The organism is Ruegeria sp. BB9 (assembly GCF_056539345.1).
On record NZ_JBQFUU010000007.1, the window covers coordinates 78,698 to 93,755 of the forward strand.

The 15,058-nt window shown below is 57.5% G+C and carries 28 protein-coding genes; 1 reads left to right on the forward strand and 27 read right to left on the reverse strand.

Features of this window, described 5'->3' with window-relative positions; genetic code table 11:
• Window positions 1-89: 89 nt before the first annotated feature.
• The 13 genes from ACR0FC_RS18915 to rpmC form a co-directional block, all read right to left on the reverse strand.
• Entirely contained in the window at window positions 90-545 is a 456-nt protein-coding gene (locus ACR0FC_RS18915; RefSeq protein ID WP_170342959.1) for an SRPBCC domain-containing protein, read from the reverse strand.
• The gene (locus ACR0FC_RS18920) at window positions 538-873 is read right to left on the reverse strand and encodes an ArsR/SmtB family transcription factor (RefSeq protein WP_170342961.1); all 336 of its coding nucleotides are present in this window, start codon (window positions 871-873) and stop codon (window positions 538-540) included. Before ACR0FC_RS18920 ends, ACR0FC_RS18915 begins: the two co-directional genes overlap by 8 nt.
• Before the next feature lie 235 nt (window positions 874-1,108).
• Window positions 1,109-1,297 carry a 50S ribosomal protein L30 gene (gene rpmD, locus ACR0FC_RS18925; protein WP_093965366.1) on the reverse strand — a complete coding sequence of 63 codons (189 nt, stop codon included), beginning with the start codon at window positions 1,295-1,297 and terminating at the stop codon, window positions 1,109-1,111.
• A gap of 12 nt (window positions 1,298-1,309) precedes the next feature.
• A complete protein-coding gene (gene rpsE / locus ACR0FC_RS18930) occupies window positions 1,310-1,873 on the reverse strand; it encodes a 30S ribosomal protein S5 (RefSeq protein ID WP_093965365.1) in 564 nt (187 codons plus the stop codon).
• A gap of 114 nt (window positions 1,874-1,987) precedes the next feature.
• On the reverse strand, window positions 1,988-2,347 hold the full coding sequence (rplR, locus tag ACR0FC_RS18935; protein ID WP_010437103.1) for a 50S ribosomal protein L18: 360 nt from the start codon (window positions 2,345-2,347) through the stop codon (window positions 1,988-1,990).
• Between the two features lie 11 nt (window positions 2,348-2,358).
• Complete coding sequence (gene rplF, locus ACR0FC_RS18940) at window positions 2,359-2,892, reverse strand: 50S ribosomal protein L6 (protein WP_093965363.1); 534 nt, start codon at window positions 2,890-2,892, stop codon at window positions 2,359-2,361.
• An 11-nt stretch (window positions 2,893-2,903) separates the two neighbouring features.
• Window positions 2,904-3,296 (reverse strand): 30S ribosomal protein S8, encoded by a 393-nt coding sequence (gene rpsH, locus ACR0FC_RS18945; protein WP_093965361.1) that lies wholly within the window; start codon window positions 3,294-3,296, stop codon window positions 2,904-2,906.
• Window positions 3,297-3,309: 13 nt separating this feature from the next.
• The gene (gene rpsN / locus ACR0FC_RS18950) at window positions 3,310-3,615 is read right to left on the reverse strand and encodes a 30S ribosomal protein S14 (protein ID WP_093965360.1); all 306 of its coding nucleotides are present in this window, start codon (window positions 3,613-3,615) and stop codon (window positions 3,310-3,312) included.
• 19 nt (window positions 3,616-3,634) lie between these two features.
• On the reverse strand, window positions 3,635-4,195 hold the full coding sequence (gene rplE, locus ACR0FC_RS18955; RefSeq protein ID WP_093965358.1) for a 50S ribosomal protein L5: 561 nt from the start codon (window positions 4,193-4,195) through the stop codon (window positions 3,635-3,637).
• The gene (rplX, locus tag ACR0FC_RS18960) at window positions 4,188-4,499 is read right to left on the reverse strand and encodes a 50S ribosomal protein L24 (RefSeq protein ID WP_093965356.1); all 312 of its coding nucleotides are present in this window, start codon (window positions 4,497-4,499) and stop codon (window positions 4,188-4,190) included. The genes rplE and rplX overlap by 8 nt, the downstream gene beginning before the upstream one ends.
• 2 nt (window positions 4,500-4,501) lie before the next feature.
• Entirely contained in the window at window positions 4,502-4,870 is a 369-nt protein-coding gene (gene rplN, locus ACR0FC_RS18965) for a 50S ribosomal protein L14 (RefSeq protein WP_005621870.1), read from the reverse strand.
• 76 nt (window positions 4,871-4,946) lie between these two features.
• Window positions 4,947-5,177, reverse strand: coding sequence for a 30S ribosomal protein S17 (gene rpsQ, locus ACR0FC_RS18970; RefSeq protein ID WP_170342963.1), 231 nt, complete (start codon window positions 5,175-5,177; stop codon window positions 4,947-4,949).
• Between the two features lie 4 nt (window positions 5,178-5,181).
• Window positions 5,182-5,388, reverse strand: a complete 207-nt coding sequence (rpmC, locus tag ACR0FC_RS18975) for a 50S ribosomal protein L29 (protein WP_093965352.1) — start codon at window positions 5,386-5,388, stop codon at window positions 5,182-5,184.
• Between the two features lie 262 nt (window positions 5,389-5,650).
• Here rpmC and ACR0FC_RS18980 point away from each other — a divergent pair, with 262 nt between their 5' ends.
• Complete coding sequence (locus ACR0FC_RS18980) at window positions 5,651-6,286, forward strand: thermonuclease family protein (RefSeq protein ID WP_170342965.1); 636 nt, start codon at window positions 5,651-5,653, stop codon at window positions 6,284-6,286.
• A 16-nt stretch (window positions 6,287-6,302) separates the two neighbouring features.
• On the opposite strand, the gene ACR0FC_RS18985 is transcribed toward ACR0FC_RS18980, so the two are convergent.
• From ACR0FC_RS18985 to ACR0FC_RS19050, 14 genes are all read right to left on the reverse strand, one after another.
• Window positions 6,303-6,923 (reverse strand): 2OG-Fe(II) oxygenase family protein, encoded by a 621-nt coding sequence (locus ACR0FC_RS18985; RefSeq protein ID WP_170342966.1) that lies wholly within the window; start codon window positions 6,921-6,923, stop codon window positions 6,303-6,305.
• Window positions 6,924-6,998: 75 nt separating this feature from the next.
• Entirely contained in the window at window positions 6,999-7,400 is a 402-nt protein-coding gene (locus ACR0FC_RS18990; RefSeq protein WP_170342968.1) for a YybH family protein, read from the reverse strand.
• Between the two features lie 125 nt (window positions 7,401-7,525).
• A complete protein-coding gene (rplP, locus tag ACR0FC_RS18995) occupies window positions 7,526-7,939 on the reverse strand; it encodes a 50S ribosomal protein L16 (RefSeq protein ID WP_005980704.1) in 414 nt (137 codons plus the stop codon).
• A 12-nt stretch (window positions 7,940-7,951) separates the two neighbouring features.
• A complete protein-coding gene (gene rpsC, locus ACR0FC_RS19000) occupies window positions 7,952-8,662 on the reverse strand; it encodes a 30S ribosomal protein S3 (protein WP_093965346.1) in 711 nt (236 codons plus the stop codon).
• Window positions 8,662-9,042 carry a 50S ribosomal protein L22 gene (rplV, locus tag ACR0FC_RS19005; protein ID WP_039538267.1) on the reverse strand — a complete coding sequence of 127 codons (381 nt, stop codon included), beginning with the start codon at window positions 9,040-9,042 and terminating at the stop codon, window positions 8,662-8,664. The genes rpsC and rplV overlap by 1 nt, the downstream gene beginning before the upstream one ends.
• A gap of 3 nt (window positions 9,043-9,045) precedes the next feature.
• Window positions 9,046-9,324 (reverse strand): 30S ribosomal protein S19, encoded by a 279-nt coding sequence (rpsS, locus tag ACR0FC_RS19010; RefSeq protein WP_005980699.1) that lies wholly within the window; start codon window positions 9,322-9,324, stop codon window positions 9,046-9,048.
• Window positions 9,325-9,327: 3 nt separating this feature from the next.
• Window positions 9,328-10,170, reverse strand: coding sequence for a 50S ribosomal protein L2 (gene rplB / locus ACR0FC_RS19015; RefSeq protein ID WP_093965344.1), 843 nt, complete (start codon window positions 10,168-10,170; stop codon window positions 9,328-9,330).
• Between the two features lie 244 nt (window positions 10,171-10,414).
• Complete coding sequence (locus ACR0FC_RS19020; RefSeq protein WP_170342970.1) at window positions 10,415-11,425, reverse strand: DUF2971 domain-containing protein; 1,011 nt, start codon at window positions 11,423-11,425, stop codon at window positions 10,415-10,417.
• 164 nt (window positions 11,426-11,589) lie between these two features.
• Complete coding sequence (locus ACR0FC_RS19025) at window positions 11,590-11,886, reverse strand: 50S ribosomal protein L23 (protein WP_093965341.1); 297 nt, start codon at window positions 11,884-11,886, stop codon at window positions 11,590-11,592.
• The gene (rplD, locus tag ACR0FC_RS19030) at window positions 11,883-12,500 is read right to left on the reverse strand and encodes a 50S ribosomal protein L4 (RefSeq protein WP_170342972.1); all 618 of its coding nucleotides are present in this window, start codon (window positions 12,498-12,500) and stop codon (window positions 11,883-11,885) included. The genes ACR0FC_RS19025 and rplD overlap by 4 nt, the downstream gene beginning before the upstream one ends.
• Complete coding sequence (gene rplC / locus ACR0FC_RS19035; RefSeq protein WP_170342973.1) at window positions 12,497-13,222, reverse strand: 50S ribosomal protein L3; 726 nt, start codon at window positions 13,220-13,222, stop codon at window positions 12,497-12,499. Before rplC ends, rplD begins: the two co-directional genes overlap by 4 nt.
• 18 nt (window positions 13,223-13,240) lie before the next feature.
• The gene (gene rpsJ, locus ACR0FC_RS19040) at window positions 13,241-13,555 is read right to left on the reverse strand and encodes a 30S ribosomal protein S10 (protein WP_008756422.1); all 315 of its coding nucleotides are present in this window, start codon (window positions 13,553-13,555) and stop codon (window positions 13,241-13,243) included.
• Between the two features lie 222 nt (window positions 13,556-13,777).
• Window positions 13,778-14,725 (reverse strand): aldo/keto reductase, encoded by a 948-nt coding sequence (locus ACR0FC_RS19045; protein WP_170342975.1) that lies wholly within the window; start codon window positions 14,723-14,725, stop codon window positions 13,778-13,780.
• A 235-nt stretch (window positions 14,726-14,960) separates the two neighbouring features.
• Window positions 14,961-15,058: EF-Tu C-terminal domain-related protein (locus tag ACR0FC_RS19050; RefSeq protein ID WP_480636862.1), on the reverse strand; the 98-nt coding region annotated here is incomplete at its 5' end.

The following is a 15,058-nucleotide window of genomic DNA, read 5'->3' on the forward strand; positions in this document are numbered from 1 at the left end:
TTGGACAGGGTTGAGATAGGGACTTCAGTTATCGCTAACAACGATGGTTTTGGACTGGCCGCTATGCATTTTTGGCATGGCGGCACAAATCAGGAGTGACCGCTACTGGCCGCAAGCCGGGACAGGTTGTCCAAAGCAGCAGACCAGCCACCTTTGTAGTCCTGAAACAGTTCTGGCCCCGCCAGGCTTGTGATCTGCAACGTGACGCGCAGCGTACTGCCTTGGCCATTCGGCATGATTTCGTGGCCGCACAGCGAGACCGAGACCAACTCTCCCTGAATGACCAGCGTTTCGGTCAATGAAAGAAACTCCGGCGAGACTACGTGGAACAGGCTGGTCGTATTGAACTCGGGCGCTTCTTTCGGTCCACATCGCGTTTCCTCACGGCCTCCGGGACGACAGTCGAAAACATCGATCAAAACTACGCTTTCATCGTCCGGTGCGGCCCATTTCTGGCGCAATTCCCGGTCGGTCAACACCTGAAACAGCCGGTCGGGAGCACAGGCAATCTCGCGTTCCAGGATCAAAGTTTCGTAATCAGCCATCATCGGATTCCTTTTCAATTTGCTCGGCAAGTGCGGACAGGCGATCCAGCCGGCCTTCCCAGAGGTGACGTTGTTGTTTCAACCAACCTTCCGCCTCGGCGATCGGGGCGGCTTCGATATGCAACATGCGAACCCGACCAATCTTCTCCGAACGGATCATTCCAGCGGATTCCAGCTTGCCGAGATGCTTCAGAAACGATGGCAGCGCCATGTCGTGCGCTTCGTGCAGCTCTGACACGGCCGCTGGGCCAGTGATCAGCCGTTCGATCACGGCACGCCGGGTCGGATCGGCCAGCGCAGAAAAAAATGTATCGAGTTTGTTAGCCATAAGGCTAAGTATTTCAACACACCTCCCGCGTCAAGAAAAAGTTAGCCGTTTGGCTAGGTTTTAATTTTATGGTCAGGACAGAGGGCAAAAAGGTGTCTACCTGTGAGCTCCTGGCCAGGCTTTGGCCTAGTTCACCGCAAAAGGCGGTCTTCCGACATTCCGCGCAGGCGACGGCTAAAAAAGAAAACGCCCCCGATCAGATCGGAGGCGTTCATTAGTCTTTCGAATTTGGCGCTCAGCCGCGCTCTTCGATGATCTCAACCAGATGCGGGATCTTGTTGACCATGCCGCGGATCGACGGAGTGTCTTCCAATTCGCGGGTCTTGTGCATCTTGTTCAGGCCCAGACCGATCAGGGTTGCGCGCTGTTCGGCGGGGCGACGGATCGGGGAACCGATCTGCTTGACGACGATGGTTTTTGCCATTGCTCGCTCTCCTTACGCTTCGGCTTCAGCCGGTGCTTCATCCCGCTTGGGCAGGATATCGGCGACCTTTTTGCCACGACGCGCGGCAACCGAACGCGGGCTCTGTTCTTTCTTCAGGCCGTCGATGGTGGCGCGGATCATGTTGTACGGGTTCTGCGAGCCCAGCGATTTGGACACAACGTCCTTAACGCCCAGCATTTCGAACACGGCACGCATCGGACCACCGGCGATGATACCGGTACCTTCCGGTGCGGTGCGCATGACCACTTTACCGGCGCCGTGACGGCCCTCGATATCGTGGTGCAGAGTCCGACCTTCGCGCAGTTGCACGCGGATCATCTGACGCTTGGCTTGCTCGGTCGCCTTACGGATGGCTTCAGGTACTTCTTTCGCTTTACCTTTGCCAAAGCCCACGCGGCCTTTCTGATCGCCAACAACCACCAGAGCGGCGAAGCCAAAGCGCTTACCACCTTTTACGGTTTTCGACACGCGGTTGATTGCGACCAGACGATCGGCAAATTCCGGCGCTTCTTCACGGTCGCGGCCACGGCCCCGACGGTTTTCACGTTCTGCCATTTGGCATCCCTTTTCTCATGTGGCGCTTGGCGCCGTTTTCTTCAATCCAAGTGAGCCTCGACTGACGTCGAGGCCCCCGGATCATCGGGGCGGATCGAAACCCGCCCACAGGTCTTAGATTTTCAGGCCGCCTTCACGCGCAGCGTCGGCAACTGCCTTCACCTTGCCGTGGAACAGGAAGCCGCCACGATCGAAATAAGCCTCTTCGACGCCGGCCTTCTTGGCCCGCTCGGCGATGGCTGCGCCCACTTTGGTGGCCGCTTCGACGTTGTTCTTGCCAACAACACCCAGATCCTTTTCCAGGGTCGAGGCCGAGGCCAGGGTCACGCCACGTACGTCGTCGATCAGCTGAACGGAAATGTTCTTGTTCGAACGGTGTACGGACAGACGCGGACGACCCGCGTTGACCTTGCGAAGTTTGTTCCGAACGCGCAGGCGGCGCTTCAGAAACAGGGTTCTTTTGCTGTTTGCCATTGTGTTCGTCCTTACTTCTTCTTGCCTTCCTTGCGGAAGATGAACTCGCCCTTGTAGCGGATGCCCTTGCCTTTGTACGGCTCGGGACGGCGCCACTCGCGGATTTTCGCCGCGGTTTCGCCCACCAGCTGCTGGTCGATGCCTTCCACAACGATCTCGGTCTGCTTCGGCGCGGTGATGGTGACACCTTCCGGAGCAACGAAATCAACATCGTGGCTGTAGCCCAGGTTCAGCTTCAGGGTGTTGCCCTGCATCTGAGCGCGGTAACCCACGCCCTGGATTTCCAGTTCCTTCTTGAAGCCTTCGGTCACACCGGTCACCAGATTGGCGACCATGGTGCGGCTCATGCCCCACTGCTGACGCGCACGCTTGGACGAACCACGCGGGTCGATTTTGACCACGTTGTCTTCGACCGTCAGGGTGACGTCATCGGTTGCGGTGAAGCTGCGGGTGCCTTTCGGACCTTTGACTTCGATGGTCTGACCCGACACAGAGGCGGTAACGCCGCTGGGCAGCTCGACCGGTTTCTTACCAATACGAGACATTGCAGACCTCCTTAGAAGACGGTGCAGAGCACTTCGCCGCCAACATTGTTGGAGCGAGCGTTTGCGTCCGACATCACACCTTTCGGAGTGCTGACAATCGACACGCCCAGGCCCTGACGAACCTGCGGGATGTCATTGACGCCCATGTATACGCGACGGCCGGGCTTCGAGACCCGCTTCAGTTCGCGAATGACAGGGGTGCCTTCGTAGTATTTCAGGCTGATTTCCAGAGCCGGATGACCGTTTTCACCGGTCGTCTTTTCATAGCCGCGGATATAGCCTTCGTCCGCCAGCACGTCCAGAACCCAGGCGCGCAGTTTCGACGCCGGAGTGATCACGGTGGACTTGCCGCGCATTTGCGCGTTGCGGATGCGGGTGAGCATATCGCCGATAGGATCGTTCATATCTGTCTCTCCCTTACCAGCTCGATTTCACCATGCCGGGGATCTGACCAGCAGAACCCAGCTCGCGCAGCGCGATACGGCTGACCTTCAGCTTACGGTAGTAAGCGTGGGGACGACCGGTCAGCTGACAACGGTTGTGCAGACGGGTAGCCGAGCTGTTGCGCGGCAGTTTCGCCAGTTTCAGACGCGCTTTGAAGCGCTCTTCCATCGGCTTGCTCTCGTCATTCGCGATCTCTTTCAGAGCCGCACGCTTTTCGGCATACTGTGCCACCAGGCGTGCGCGCTTCTTCTCGCGTTCGATCATTGCTTTTTTAGCCATGTCTCAATCCTCCCGGCGCTTACGCGTTGAACGGCATGTTGAAAGCTTTCAACAGTGCCTTTGCTTCAGCGTCGGTTTTCGCTGTGGTGGCAATTACGATGTCCATGCCCCAGACCTCGTCGACCTTGTCGAAGTCGATTTCCGGGAACACGATGTGCTCTTTCATGCCCATGGCAAAGTTGCCACGGCCATCGAAGGACGGTTTCACACCGCGGAAGTCACGTACGCGAGGCATCGCGATGGTGATCAGACGGTCCAGGAATTCGTACATCCGGTCGCCGCGCAGGGTCACCTTGGCGCCCAGCGGCATGTCTTCACGGACGCGGAAACCCGCGATCGACTTCTTCGCCTTGGTCGAAACGGCCTTCTGACCGGCGATCGCCGTCAGATCCTCGACCGCGGCTTTCGCCTTCTTCGAGTCCTTCACCGCCTCGGCACCACAGCCGATGTTCAGAACGATCTTCTCCAGCTTGGGGATCTGCATATCGTTCTTGTAGCCGAACTCTTCTTTCAGAGCGGCACGGATGGTTTCAGCGTACTGAGCTTTCAGACGCGGGGTGTAGGTTGCAGCATCAAGCATCGATCACGTCCCCCGTGGTCTTGGCGTAACGAACCTTCTTGTCACCTTCCATGCGGAAGCCGACGCGGGTTGCCTTGCCGTTCTTGTCCAGCAGGGCCAGGTTCGACAGGTCGATCGGCAGAGCTTTGGGCAGGCGGCCACCTTGCGACGTTTGCGACTGGCGGGTGTGGCGAATGGCGATGTTCACGCCATCAACGACAGCTTTGCCGGCTTTGGGGTCGACCGAGGTGATAGTCCCCTCTTTGCCCTTGTCCTTGCCGGCCAGCACGACGACCTTGTCGCCTTTGCGGAGTTTAGCAGCCATGATTACAGCACCTCCGGAGCCAGCGAGATGATCTTCATGAAGTTCTTCGCGCGCAGTTCACGAACAACGGGGCCGAAGATACGGGTACCGACGGGCTCGTTGTTGTTGTTCAGGATGACGGCGGCGTTGCGATCGAAGCGGATCGCGGTGCCGTCTTCGCGACGGACTTCTTTGGCGGTGCGCACGACGACGGCCTTGCGGACGTCACCCTTCTTCACGCGGCCGCGTGGGATGGCTTCCTTCACCGAGACGACAATGATGTCGCCGACGGAGGCGTATTTACGCTTGGAACCACCCAGGACCTTGATGCACTGAACTCGGCGGGCGCCGGAGTTGTCAGCGACATCCAGATTGGTCTGCATCTGGATCATGTGGTTTCTCCCGACCTGTGGGGGCTGGTCTTGTTAAATCCCCCAGGGTTTCGACAAATGGAAAAATCCCGGAGGCTTAGGCCTCCAGAACCTCCCAACGTTTCGTCTTCGATTTCGGCGCGCATTCGATGATGCGTACGGTGTCGCCGACCTTGAAGGCGTTCTTTTCGTCATGAGCCCGGTATTTCTTGGACTTACGAACGGTTTTCTGCAGCAGAGGGTGCTTGAAACGGCGCTCGACCAGAACGGTGATGGTCTGTTCGTTGGCGTCGCTGGTCACGGTGCCTTGCAGGATACGCTTGGGCATCTGATTACTCCTCGGATGCCGCGGCAGCGGCCTTTTCGTTCAGAATGGTTTTGACGCGGGCAGCATTGCGGCGGGCCGCTTTGATACCAGCAGTGTTTTCCAGCTGACCGGTGGCCTGTTGAAAGCGCAGGTTGAAGCTTTCTTTCTTCAGGTTGGCCAGTTCCTCGCGGAGCTGGTCCGGGGTCTTTTCACGCAGTTCTTGGGCGTTCATCGCCTTTTCCTTTGCTCAAAACACCAGAAGGCCCCGTACACGGGTCACCTTGGACCTGGTGGATGAATGATAGACATGCGAATCGCCCGACAACGCCGGGAGACCGCAGGATGCCGCCGTATAAGGGTTTGGTGGGTTGGTGGCAAGAGGAAGTTTTGCAACCAGAACCGGGCAACCAACGGGTCACGTCAGAACCTGACCACTTGCGCGTTGTCTTCTGTGGAAACGGGTTTGGCCGAAACTCAAAAGACACGTGAAACCCTTGAAGTATCTTTATCCCGCTGACTTAGGAACGGTGGAAAAAATGGAACTGGTTGTCCTAATTGGGTTTGCGGCACTTCTAGTTGTTTTAAAATCAAGAAAGCCACGCCTTGTCGCCCGTCATAGAGGCCATCAAAAACCTCCGCAAGCCTCCACACGGAACCGCGCAATCCCGCGACAACAGCCTAGTGTTGCTCCCTCCAACCGCGTTCTGACGGGGCGCGCTTATGTGATCGATGGCGACACAATCATTGTCCGTGGAACAAAGATCCGTCTAGCCGGCATTGATGCGCCCGAGCTGGACATGCCATGGGGTCTAAAGGCAAAGTGGACGATGGTCGAAATCTGCAGAGGTCAGGAGATTACCGTCAAGCTGAACGGCGAAACATCTTACGACCGGTTAGTTGGAATTGGATACCTACCCAATGGGCAGGACATCGGCGCGGAGCTGGTCAAAAGGAGGCTTGCGCTGGACCTGCCTTTCTTTTCAAAGGGAAGGTATAGGCATCTCGAACCGACCGGCGCCAGAGAACGGCTGCGGAATGGGGCTTTCGGCCACGCATCAATTTCGGTTCGCAGGACGACGACAGTCGTCGCCTATGGGCGCAGATCAAACCGGCGCAGTGCGGGCAGTTGAATACGCCCCTAGGGGTTCACTCCCACTTATAGTTAAAACTTACCGAAATCCGCTCTTCCTCGGCCATGTTCATCGGCACCTCGTGGCGCAGCCAGCTTTCCCACAGCAGAACGTCGCCGACCTTCGGCTTCATATAAATGAAGGGCTGCAATTCGCGTCGGGCGCCCTTGCGGCGCACCGGCGCGGCCATCATGCGGCCCGAGCGGGGGTCTTCAAGCTTCAGCGCGCTGGTGCCTTCCGGCATTGACACATAGGTCGTTCCAGAAATCACACTGTGCGGATGGATGTGGCTGGCATGCATTCCACCCTCGGGCAGGATGTTGATCCAAAGATCCTCCAGCTTCAATTCCCGGTCATCGAGATCAAACTCAAGGTCTTTTGCGAATGCAGCCACGTGCTGATCCAAAGTCTTCACCAAATCCTGAAAGATCGGGAACCGCCAGGGCAGATCAGTCAACGAGGCATAGCTGGTGTAACCCGGATAGCCGTTCTTTTCGCACCACTCCTGCCCGGCCTCGTCATCCTCAGCGATGACAAGGCACGAGTTCTCCAGCTCCTCCGGATCGATCCTTGGATCGAACTCAGACAGAGCGGCGCGGTAGAGACGGGTAACAAAGAGTGATTCAATCTGTGCCATGGGCGTCCATTACCCCATTCGACGCCAAGGCGCGATAGAGGAACTTTCTTCGAATCGGGAAAACCGCTGCAGCTGTCACAAGTCAATATAGGGCAACGGGTCGCTGTGGTGCGCGATCAGCTTCCACGCTCCACCTTCATGGCGATAGACATTCGTGCCGCGCATCCGGATACCGGACCCATCGCCCTGCCCCGACGCCTCGGCGACGTGATGCACGGTGGCAAGCGTATCCCCTAGCACAACATGCCGGTTCAGCACTTTGATCGACCCACCAAGATGCGCCCGTCCCTGCGCGACCCAATCCTGATCCGTGACCTTCCACCCGATGTGGAACAGATCGGGTGATGGCCCCATATAGATGACGTCGTCTGCGTGCGACCACAGCGCCTCCATCGGCGCAACGTCACCCTCAAGCATAGCGTTCAGTGCGGCAAAGAAGCCGCCGTCAATCTTTTCAATCTCTGACTTCAAAGTCATTTGGGGCCCCTGTTTTAGGCTTTTCCGAAATATCAAAAGCTGAAGCTGAGCCTAACCCAAACCATCCGAAAAACAAAAAACCCCGCCGGAACGGCGGGGTTTTCTGAAGTCTTAGAAAGACCGGCTTACCAGTCCTCGCGGACCACCACGCGGGTCTTGATCGGCAGCTTCATCGCAGCCAGGCGCAGGGCCTCGCGCGCGATTTCATCGTTGACGCCGTCGATCTCGAACATCACGCGACCGGGCTTCACTTTGGCTGCCCAATAGTCGACCGAGCCTTTACCTTTACCCATACGGACTTCGGTCGGCTTCGAGGTCACGGGAGTATCCGGGAAGATCCGGATCCAGACGCGACCTTGACGCTTCATGTGACGGGTCATGGCACGACGCGCAGCTTCGATCTGGCGTGCGGTGACGCGCTCGGGCTGCAGGGCCTTCAGACCGTAGGTGCCAAAGTTCAGATCCGAGCCGCCCTTGGCTTCGCCCTTGATCCGGCCTTTGTGCATCTTGCGGAATTTTGTACGCTTTGGTTGAAGCATATCTTTCCCTCCTTAGCGACGACCGCCACCAGCACCACGAGGTGCAGGGCCGTCCTGGAGTTCCTGTGCTTTACGGTCACGTGCCTGCGGATCGTGCTCCATGATCTCACCTTTGAAGATCCAGACCTTGATCCCGATGATTCCGTAGGGAGTCATCGCTTCGGCATGTGCGTAATCGATGTCGGCACGCAGGGTGTGCAGAGGCACGCGGCCTTCGCGGTACCACTCGGTCCGTGCGATTTCGGCGCCGCCCAGACGACCAGCGACGTTCACCCGGATACCCAGGGCGCCCATGCGCATGGCGTTCTGAACCGACCGCTTCATCGCGCGGCGGAACGAAACGCGGCGCTCCAGCTGCTGAGCGATCGACTCGGCAACCAGCTGCGCGTCGAGTTCCGGCTTGCGCACTTCGACGATGTTCAGGTGCAGTTCGCTGTCGGTCATCTGCGCGATTTTCTTGCGCAGAACTTCGATGTCCGCGCCTTTCTTGCCGATGATGACACCGGGACGCGCGGTGTGGATCGTGACGCGGCACTTCTTGTGCGGGCGTTCGATGATCACACGGGCGATGCCGGCTTGCTTGCACTCTTTCTTGATGAACTCACGGATCTTGAGGTCTTCCAGCAGAAGATCACCGTAGTCCTTGGTATCTGCGTACCAACGGCTGTCCCAGGTGCGGTTGACCTGAAGGCGCATGCCGATCGGATTGACTTTATGTCCCATTAGGCTTGCTCCTCAACTTGACGCACCTTGATGGTGATCTCCGAGAACGGCTTCATGATCTTGCCGAAACGGCCACGGGCACGCGGACGACCGCGCTTCATGACCAGGTTCTTGCCAACCCATGCTTCGGCGACGATCAGCTCGTCCACGTCCAGGTTGTGGTTGTTTTCGGCGTTCGCGATTGCGGACTGCAGGCACTTTTTGACGTCCTGCGCGACACGCTTGTTCGAGAAAGTCAGGTCGGTCAGAGCCTTCTCGACTTTCTTGCCGCGGATCATTTGCGCAACCAGGTTCAGTTTCTGCGGGCTGGTGCGAAGCATACGGGTTTTTGCCATTGCTTCGTTTTCAGCCACGCGGCGGGGGTTCTTTTCCTTGCCCATGACTTACTTCCGCTTCGCTTTTTTGTCTGCGGCATGGCCATAATAGGTCCGGGTCGGCGAGTACTCACCGAACTTCTGACCGATCATGTCTTCCGAGACGTTTACCGGGATATGCTTCTGGCCGTTGTACACACCAAAGGTCAGACCCACGAACTGGGGCAGAATGGTGGAACGACGCGACCAGATCTTGATGACTTCGTTGCGGCCCGACTCGCGCGCAGCTTCGGCTTTTTTCAGCACGTAAGCGTCGACGAAAGGACCCTTCCAAACAGAGCGAGACATGTCTTAACGCCCTTTCTTCTTGGCGTGCCGAGAGCGGATGATCAGCTTCTGGGACGCTTTGTTCTTGTTGCGGGTACGCTTACCCTTGGTGTCCTTACCCCAAGGCGTAACCGGCGTACGGCCACCCGAGGTCCGGCCTTCACCACCACCGTGGGGGTGATCGATCGGGTTCATGGCAACACCACGAACCGACGGACGCACGCCCTTGTGGCGCATACGACCGGCTTTGCCGAGGTTCTGGTTGCTGTTGTCGGGGTTCGACACGGCACCGACGGTGGCCATGCATTCCTGGCGCACCATGCGCAGCTCGCCCGAGCTCAGACGGATCTGGGCATAGCCGCCATCGCGGCCGACGAACTGGGCGTAGGTGCCCGCGGCACGTGCGATCTGACCGCCCTTGCCGGGCTTCATCTCGATGTTGTGCACGATGGTACCGATCGGCATGCCCGAGAACGGCATCGCGTTGCCGGGCTTGATGTCGGCCTTGGCCGAAGCGATGACTTTGTCGCCAACCGCCAGACGCTGCGGCGCGAGGATATAGGCCTGCTCGCCGTCGTCATATTTGATCAGTGCGATGAATGCGGTCCGGTTCGGGTCGTATTCGATCCGCTCGACGGTTGCCGCCACATCCAGTTTGTTCCGTTTGAAGTCAACGATCCGGTAGAGACGCTTTGCGCCACCGCCACGGCGGCGTGAAGTGATCCGTCCGGTGTTGTTCCGGCCGCCCGATTTGGTCAAACCCTCAGTGAGAGACTTGACCGGACGTCCTTTCCAAAGCTCCGAACGGTCGATCAGCACCAGCCCGCGCTGGCCCGGCGTCGTCGGTTTGTACGACTTGAGTGCCATGCTTTCTGTCTTCCGTTTAGCAAGCGCGAGGATCAATCCCCGCTATGTGAGAGGCCCCCGTAGGTGCCCAGGTTATAGGGCCCCGAAGGTCCCCGGTTGCAAATATCAGAGGCCCCGGAACGAATCCGAGGCCGCAAGATTGGGAGCGTTTAGCAGGGTTGGGGGTGGGGGGCAATAGGAGTGATCGCAGTTTCTCTCCTGCTAGCCAAAAATCGGGCTTTCACGACACTAGACACTAACAGAGCTATGACCGAAATGGGACCGTCGAAAGAGAAACAGGAACATCTCTGTAGCCCATATGTTCCAAGAAGGTTGTGATGCTCTCCGCTATAAGATCTTTGTGTGCACTTGGTCCAACGATTACTTCCTTGATTGGCATCTGACCCGTGTTGCCCAAGTGATCACCGGTGCAAACGTAGGGAATGAGACCGAGATTGCTTGGCCTAAACTGCAATCCCGACCTGAACTTTTTTATCGCCGAGTAAGGCAAAACGATCCTTGCTTCGTTTTCTTTTTCAAACGCGTCGTTCTTGAGGATCAGAATGTAGTGCATCAGTGTGTCATAGAGGTACTCAACGTACTGTTCGTCATGATCATGGGGCCAACGCTCTGGCATGGCGCTGCGGTCCAGTTCATATTGTCTTTCGAACCGGCCAATAACAGAAAGCAAAATTGTCGCTTTTCTTCGCCATCTGTACTGAACTTCAAGCGGCACTTGATCGGGGGCAACAAAGACAGGGGTATTCGATTTTGTAGCTTCGTGAGAGACTTTAGTCGAAATTTCAGAGTGGCCCGTGAGGCCGTTCACTGCAAGGCAGACACCTGCACTGCCACCGTATCCTCGCCATTGTTCCAAACTGTCTCTAGAGGTTGAAAAGCAGGCCACCAAATGCCCAATTCGGGCTTCGCGCGAAAGCTTTTCCGCCACAGACTTCAAAATTTCAGGAAAGCATGTAACGCGGGTTCTCTCAATTCGGTGTTGAATCACTTTCAATGCTAACTTTCGCCCATGCACGTTTTCTTCTGCGTCGTTCATGTAGCGACTGTCACTAGCCCAAAAACCACCCGTCCTTACAATTCCTTGAAAACCAGCCAAGGTTGTATAGTGGTAGAGCGTCTGTGCTGAGCAAATAACGTTCTCACGCTTGAACCGTTGCCGAAAACTCGGCGACTGACAATTGTCTAAATCTCCGAACGCCGCCTTTAGAAAGCCAGTGCGGTATGAAAATTGAGTAGACGCGCCCGTATCTCTCATTGCCGTGTCATCTTTCGGGGATCTTTATCGCAACAGGATACAGGCTGAGTGAGTAAGTTCAATCTAGTGAAGCCAGAACGCGTCATGATCTTGAGAACGCGAAAATACAAAAAAGCCCCCGCCTTTCGGCGGGGGCTTTCATCTCTCTCCAAAGACGGGTCCGATCAGAGACCGGTGGTCACGTCGATGGTGTTGCCCTCTTCCAGGGTCACATAGGCCTTCTTGACGTCTTTCCGCTTGCCCAACTGGCCGCGGAACCGCTTGACCTTGCCTTTGGTCACGGTGGTGTTCACCGCCTTGACCTTCACACCAAACAGCGCCTCAACGGCCTCTTTGATCTGCGGCTTGTTGCTGTCGATCGCCACTTCAAAGACAACCGCGCCGTTTTCAGACGCCATGGTCGTTTTCTCGGTGATGATCGGCTTGCGGATCACGTCGTAGTGTTCTGCCTTCGCGCTCATTTCAGTCGAGCCTCCAGTGCTTCGACACCCGCTTTGGTGAGCACCAGGGTGTCACGCTTGAGGATGTCATAGACGTTTGCGCCCATCGACGGCAGGATATCCAGACCTTCGATGTTGCGGGCTGCGCGGGCGAACCCTTCGTTCACGGTGGCGCCGTCGATGACCAGAGCGCGCTTCCAGCCCAGGTTTGCAACCTGCTTGGCCAGTGCGGCGGTCTTGCCTTCGGCTTCGGCGCTTTCGATCACGACCAGCTCACCGGCTTTGGCCTTGGCCGACAGTGCGTGGCGCAGGCCCAGCTTGCGGAACTTCTTCGGCAGGTCGTGGCCGTGCGAACGCGGCGTCGGACCCTTGTAGATGCCACCCTTGCGGAAGATCGGCGCGTTGCGGTCACCGTGACGTGCGCCACCGGTGCCCTTCTGGCGATAGATCTTCTTGGTCGAGTAGCTGGTTTCCGAGCGGGTCTTCACCTTGTGGGTGCCAGCCTGCGCGTTGTTGCGCTGCCAACGGACCACACGGTGCAGGATGTCCGCGCGCGGCTCCAGGCCGAACAGGTCCGCATCCAGCTCGATGTTGCCGGCCTTCTTGCCGTCCAGTTTGATTACATCAAGTTTCATGCTTCACCACCTTCCGCGGGTGCTTCTTCCGCAGGTGCTTCGGTTGCAGCCGATTTCACAGCAGCCGGGAAAGGCAGGCCTTCCGGTGCTTTCTTCTTGACGGCGTCCTTGACGGTAACCCAGCCCGATTTCGGTCCGGGAACGGCGCCTTTGATGAAGACCAGACCACGGTCGGCGTCGGTTTTGACAACCTCCAGGTTCTGGGTGGTAACACGGGCAGCACCCATGTGACCGGCCATCTTCTTGCCTTTGAACACCTTGCCCGGATCCTGACACTGACCGGTCGAACCGTGCGAACGGTGGCTGATCGAAACACCGTGCGAGGCGCGCAGACCACCGAAGTTGTGGCGCTTCATTGCACCGGCAAAGCCTTTACCGATCGAGGTACCCGAAACGTCAACTTTCTGACCTTCCAGGAAGTGTTCTGCCGAGATCTCGGCGCCCACTTCGATCAGCGCGTCTTCCGACACGCGGAACTCGGCCAGCTTACGCTTGGGCTCAACCTTGGCAGCGGCATAGTGACCGCGCATGGCCTTCGAGGTGCGTTTTGCCTTGGCAGCACCGGCGCCCAGCTGAACGGCGGTGTAGCCGTCTTTGTCAGCGGTACGCTGTGCAACGACCTGCAGGTTGTCCAGGTGAAGAACGGTCACAGGGATCTGCTTGCCGTCTTCCATGAACAGGCGGGTCATGCCAACTTTTTTTGCGATAATACCAGAGCGCATAATCTATACCCTCCGATCTTACGACTGCAGCTTGATCTCGACGTCCACACCAGCAGCGAGGTCGAGCTTCATCAGCGCGTCAACGGTCTGGGGGGTCGGATCAACGATGTCGAGCAGACGCTTGTGCGTACGGATCTCGAACTGATCGCGGGATTTCTTGTCAACGTGAGGACCACGGAGAACCGTGAACTTCTCGATCTTGTTCGGCAGCGGGATCGGGCCGCGCACGTTTGCGCCGGTCCGCTTTGCAGTGTTGACGATCTCTTGCGTGCTGGCATCCAGGACGCGATAGTCAAATGCCTTCAGCCGAATACGGATGTTTTGGCTTTGCATATTAACAGCCTTTTTTCAGGCGTTGGAGTTGAGAGGAGGACGGGCGCTCATCGCCAACCCTCATCGAACCCAAAAGGCGGGAATCACCCCGCCTTCACGTTCTCACCGAGAACTCGCGCGGTTTAGTGGGGTTGGCGCTGTTTGGCAAGGGGGAAATGCCACCAAGCCCCAAATGCGGATTGTCTAACAAGTGATAGGCCGCCGCGCTGAATCTTGAAGACCCTACCCGGCTTCAGGATCGTTTTGGGATTGCCCCAATTTCACCAGCTCTGTCCAGACCGCATCCGGGATAGACCAGTTGGCCCATTCGAATGTCTGGTCCACGTGCTGCGGCCATGTCGCGCCGCAAATTGTCGAAGCGATATCTGTGTTTTTGACCGAGAACTGCAACGCAAGCGCCCCCAACGGGACATCGTAGCGGGAACAGATACTCTCGACAGCACGAACCGGGCCCAGAACCGCTTCGGTCGCCGGCTGATAGACGTAGAAATGATGAGCGGAACTTCCCTTGGCCAATATTCCTCCGGAATAGGGCGCAGCATTCAGAACGGTCACTCCCTTGGAACGCGCGAGTTCAATCAGCGAAGCGGAATTCACGTTGACGACTGTATACCTGTTGTGCGTCAGAAGGACGTCGAACTCACGATCGCGTAGCATTGGCATCAGGACGTCAATTCGACCACCGGCAAGCCCAACAGCTTTGGCCAGGCCTTCTTCCTTCATCCGAAACAGCTCATCAAGCGCGCCGCCCTTGCCGGTCACCTCGGAAAGATCTGCTGCGTATTCAGGGTCATGAAGGTGAAGAATATCCACGTGATCAACGCCAAGGGCTTCAAGGCTTGCTTCAAGCGACCTTCGCGCTTGTGCCGCATCAAACCTGTTACTCTCCATGTCCCGGTCCAGTTTCGTAGACAGAACCCGGCCCTCGGGCCACCCGCCCAGTTCGCGAATGACTTGCCCGATACGTTCTTCGCTTCGGCCCAACGCATACCCGCGCGCTGTATCGATGAAGCCGTCCGGACGCTGGAGAATTTCCCGGATGGTGTCCAGTGCACGGCCTTCGTCTACTTCGTATCCATATATCTGAGGAATGCTTCCCAGCCCTGTTGAACCGAACCCTACTTGCGGCAACCTGACTCCAGTCCGGCCGATTTCAACATGCTTGGTCATTCCACCATCCTCCCCTACAGGACATTTCTGACTGCAATTGTGTCGAGGGGCGCCGCTCAACGCAAGCTTGGCGTATTCGCGTGCAACACCAAGATCGGCGCAGCCATGGTTTTGGGAACTTAACGAAAAAGGCCGCCCCGGTTTGGGACGGCCTTCTTTGATTTCTCACCGAGTTGCTTTCGGCTGGCTTCGCTTTGGAAAACCGCCTGCCACAACCGGGCGCGGAAAGCGCGCCTTACTCGATGATTTTGGACACGACGCCTGCGCCGACGGTGCGGCCGCCTTCGCGGATGGCGAAGCGCAGACCGTTTTCCATGGCGATCGGGGCGATCA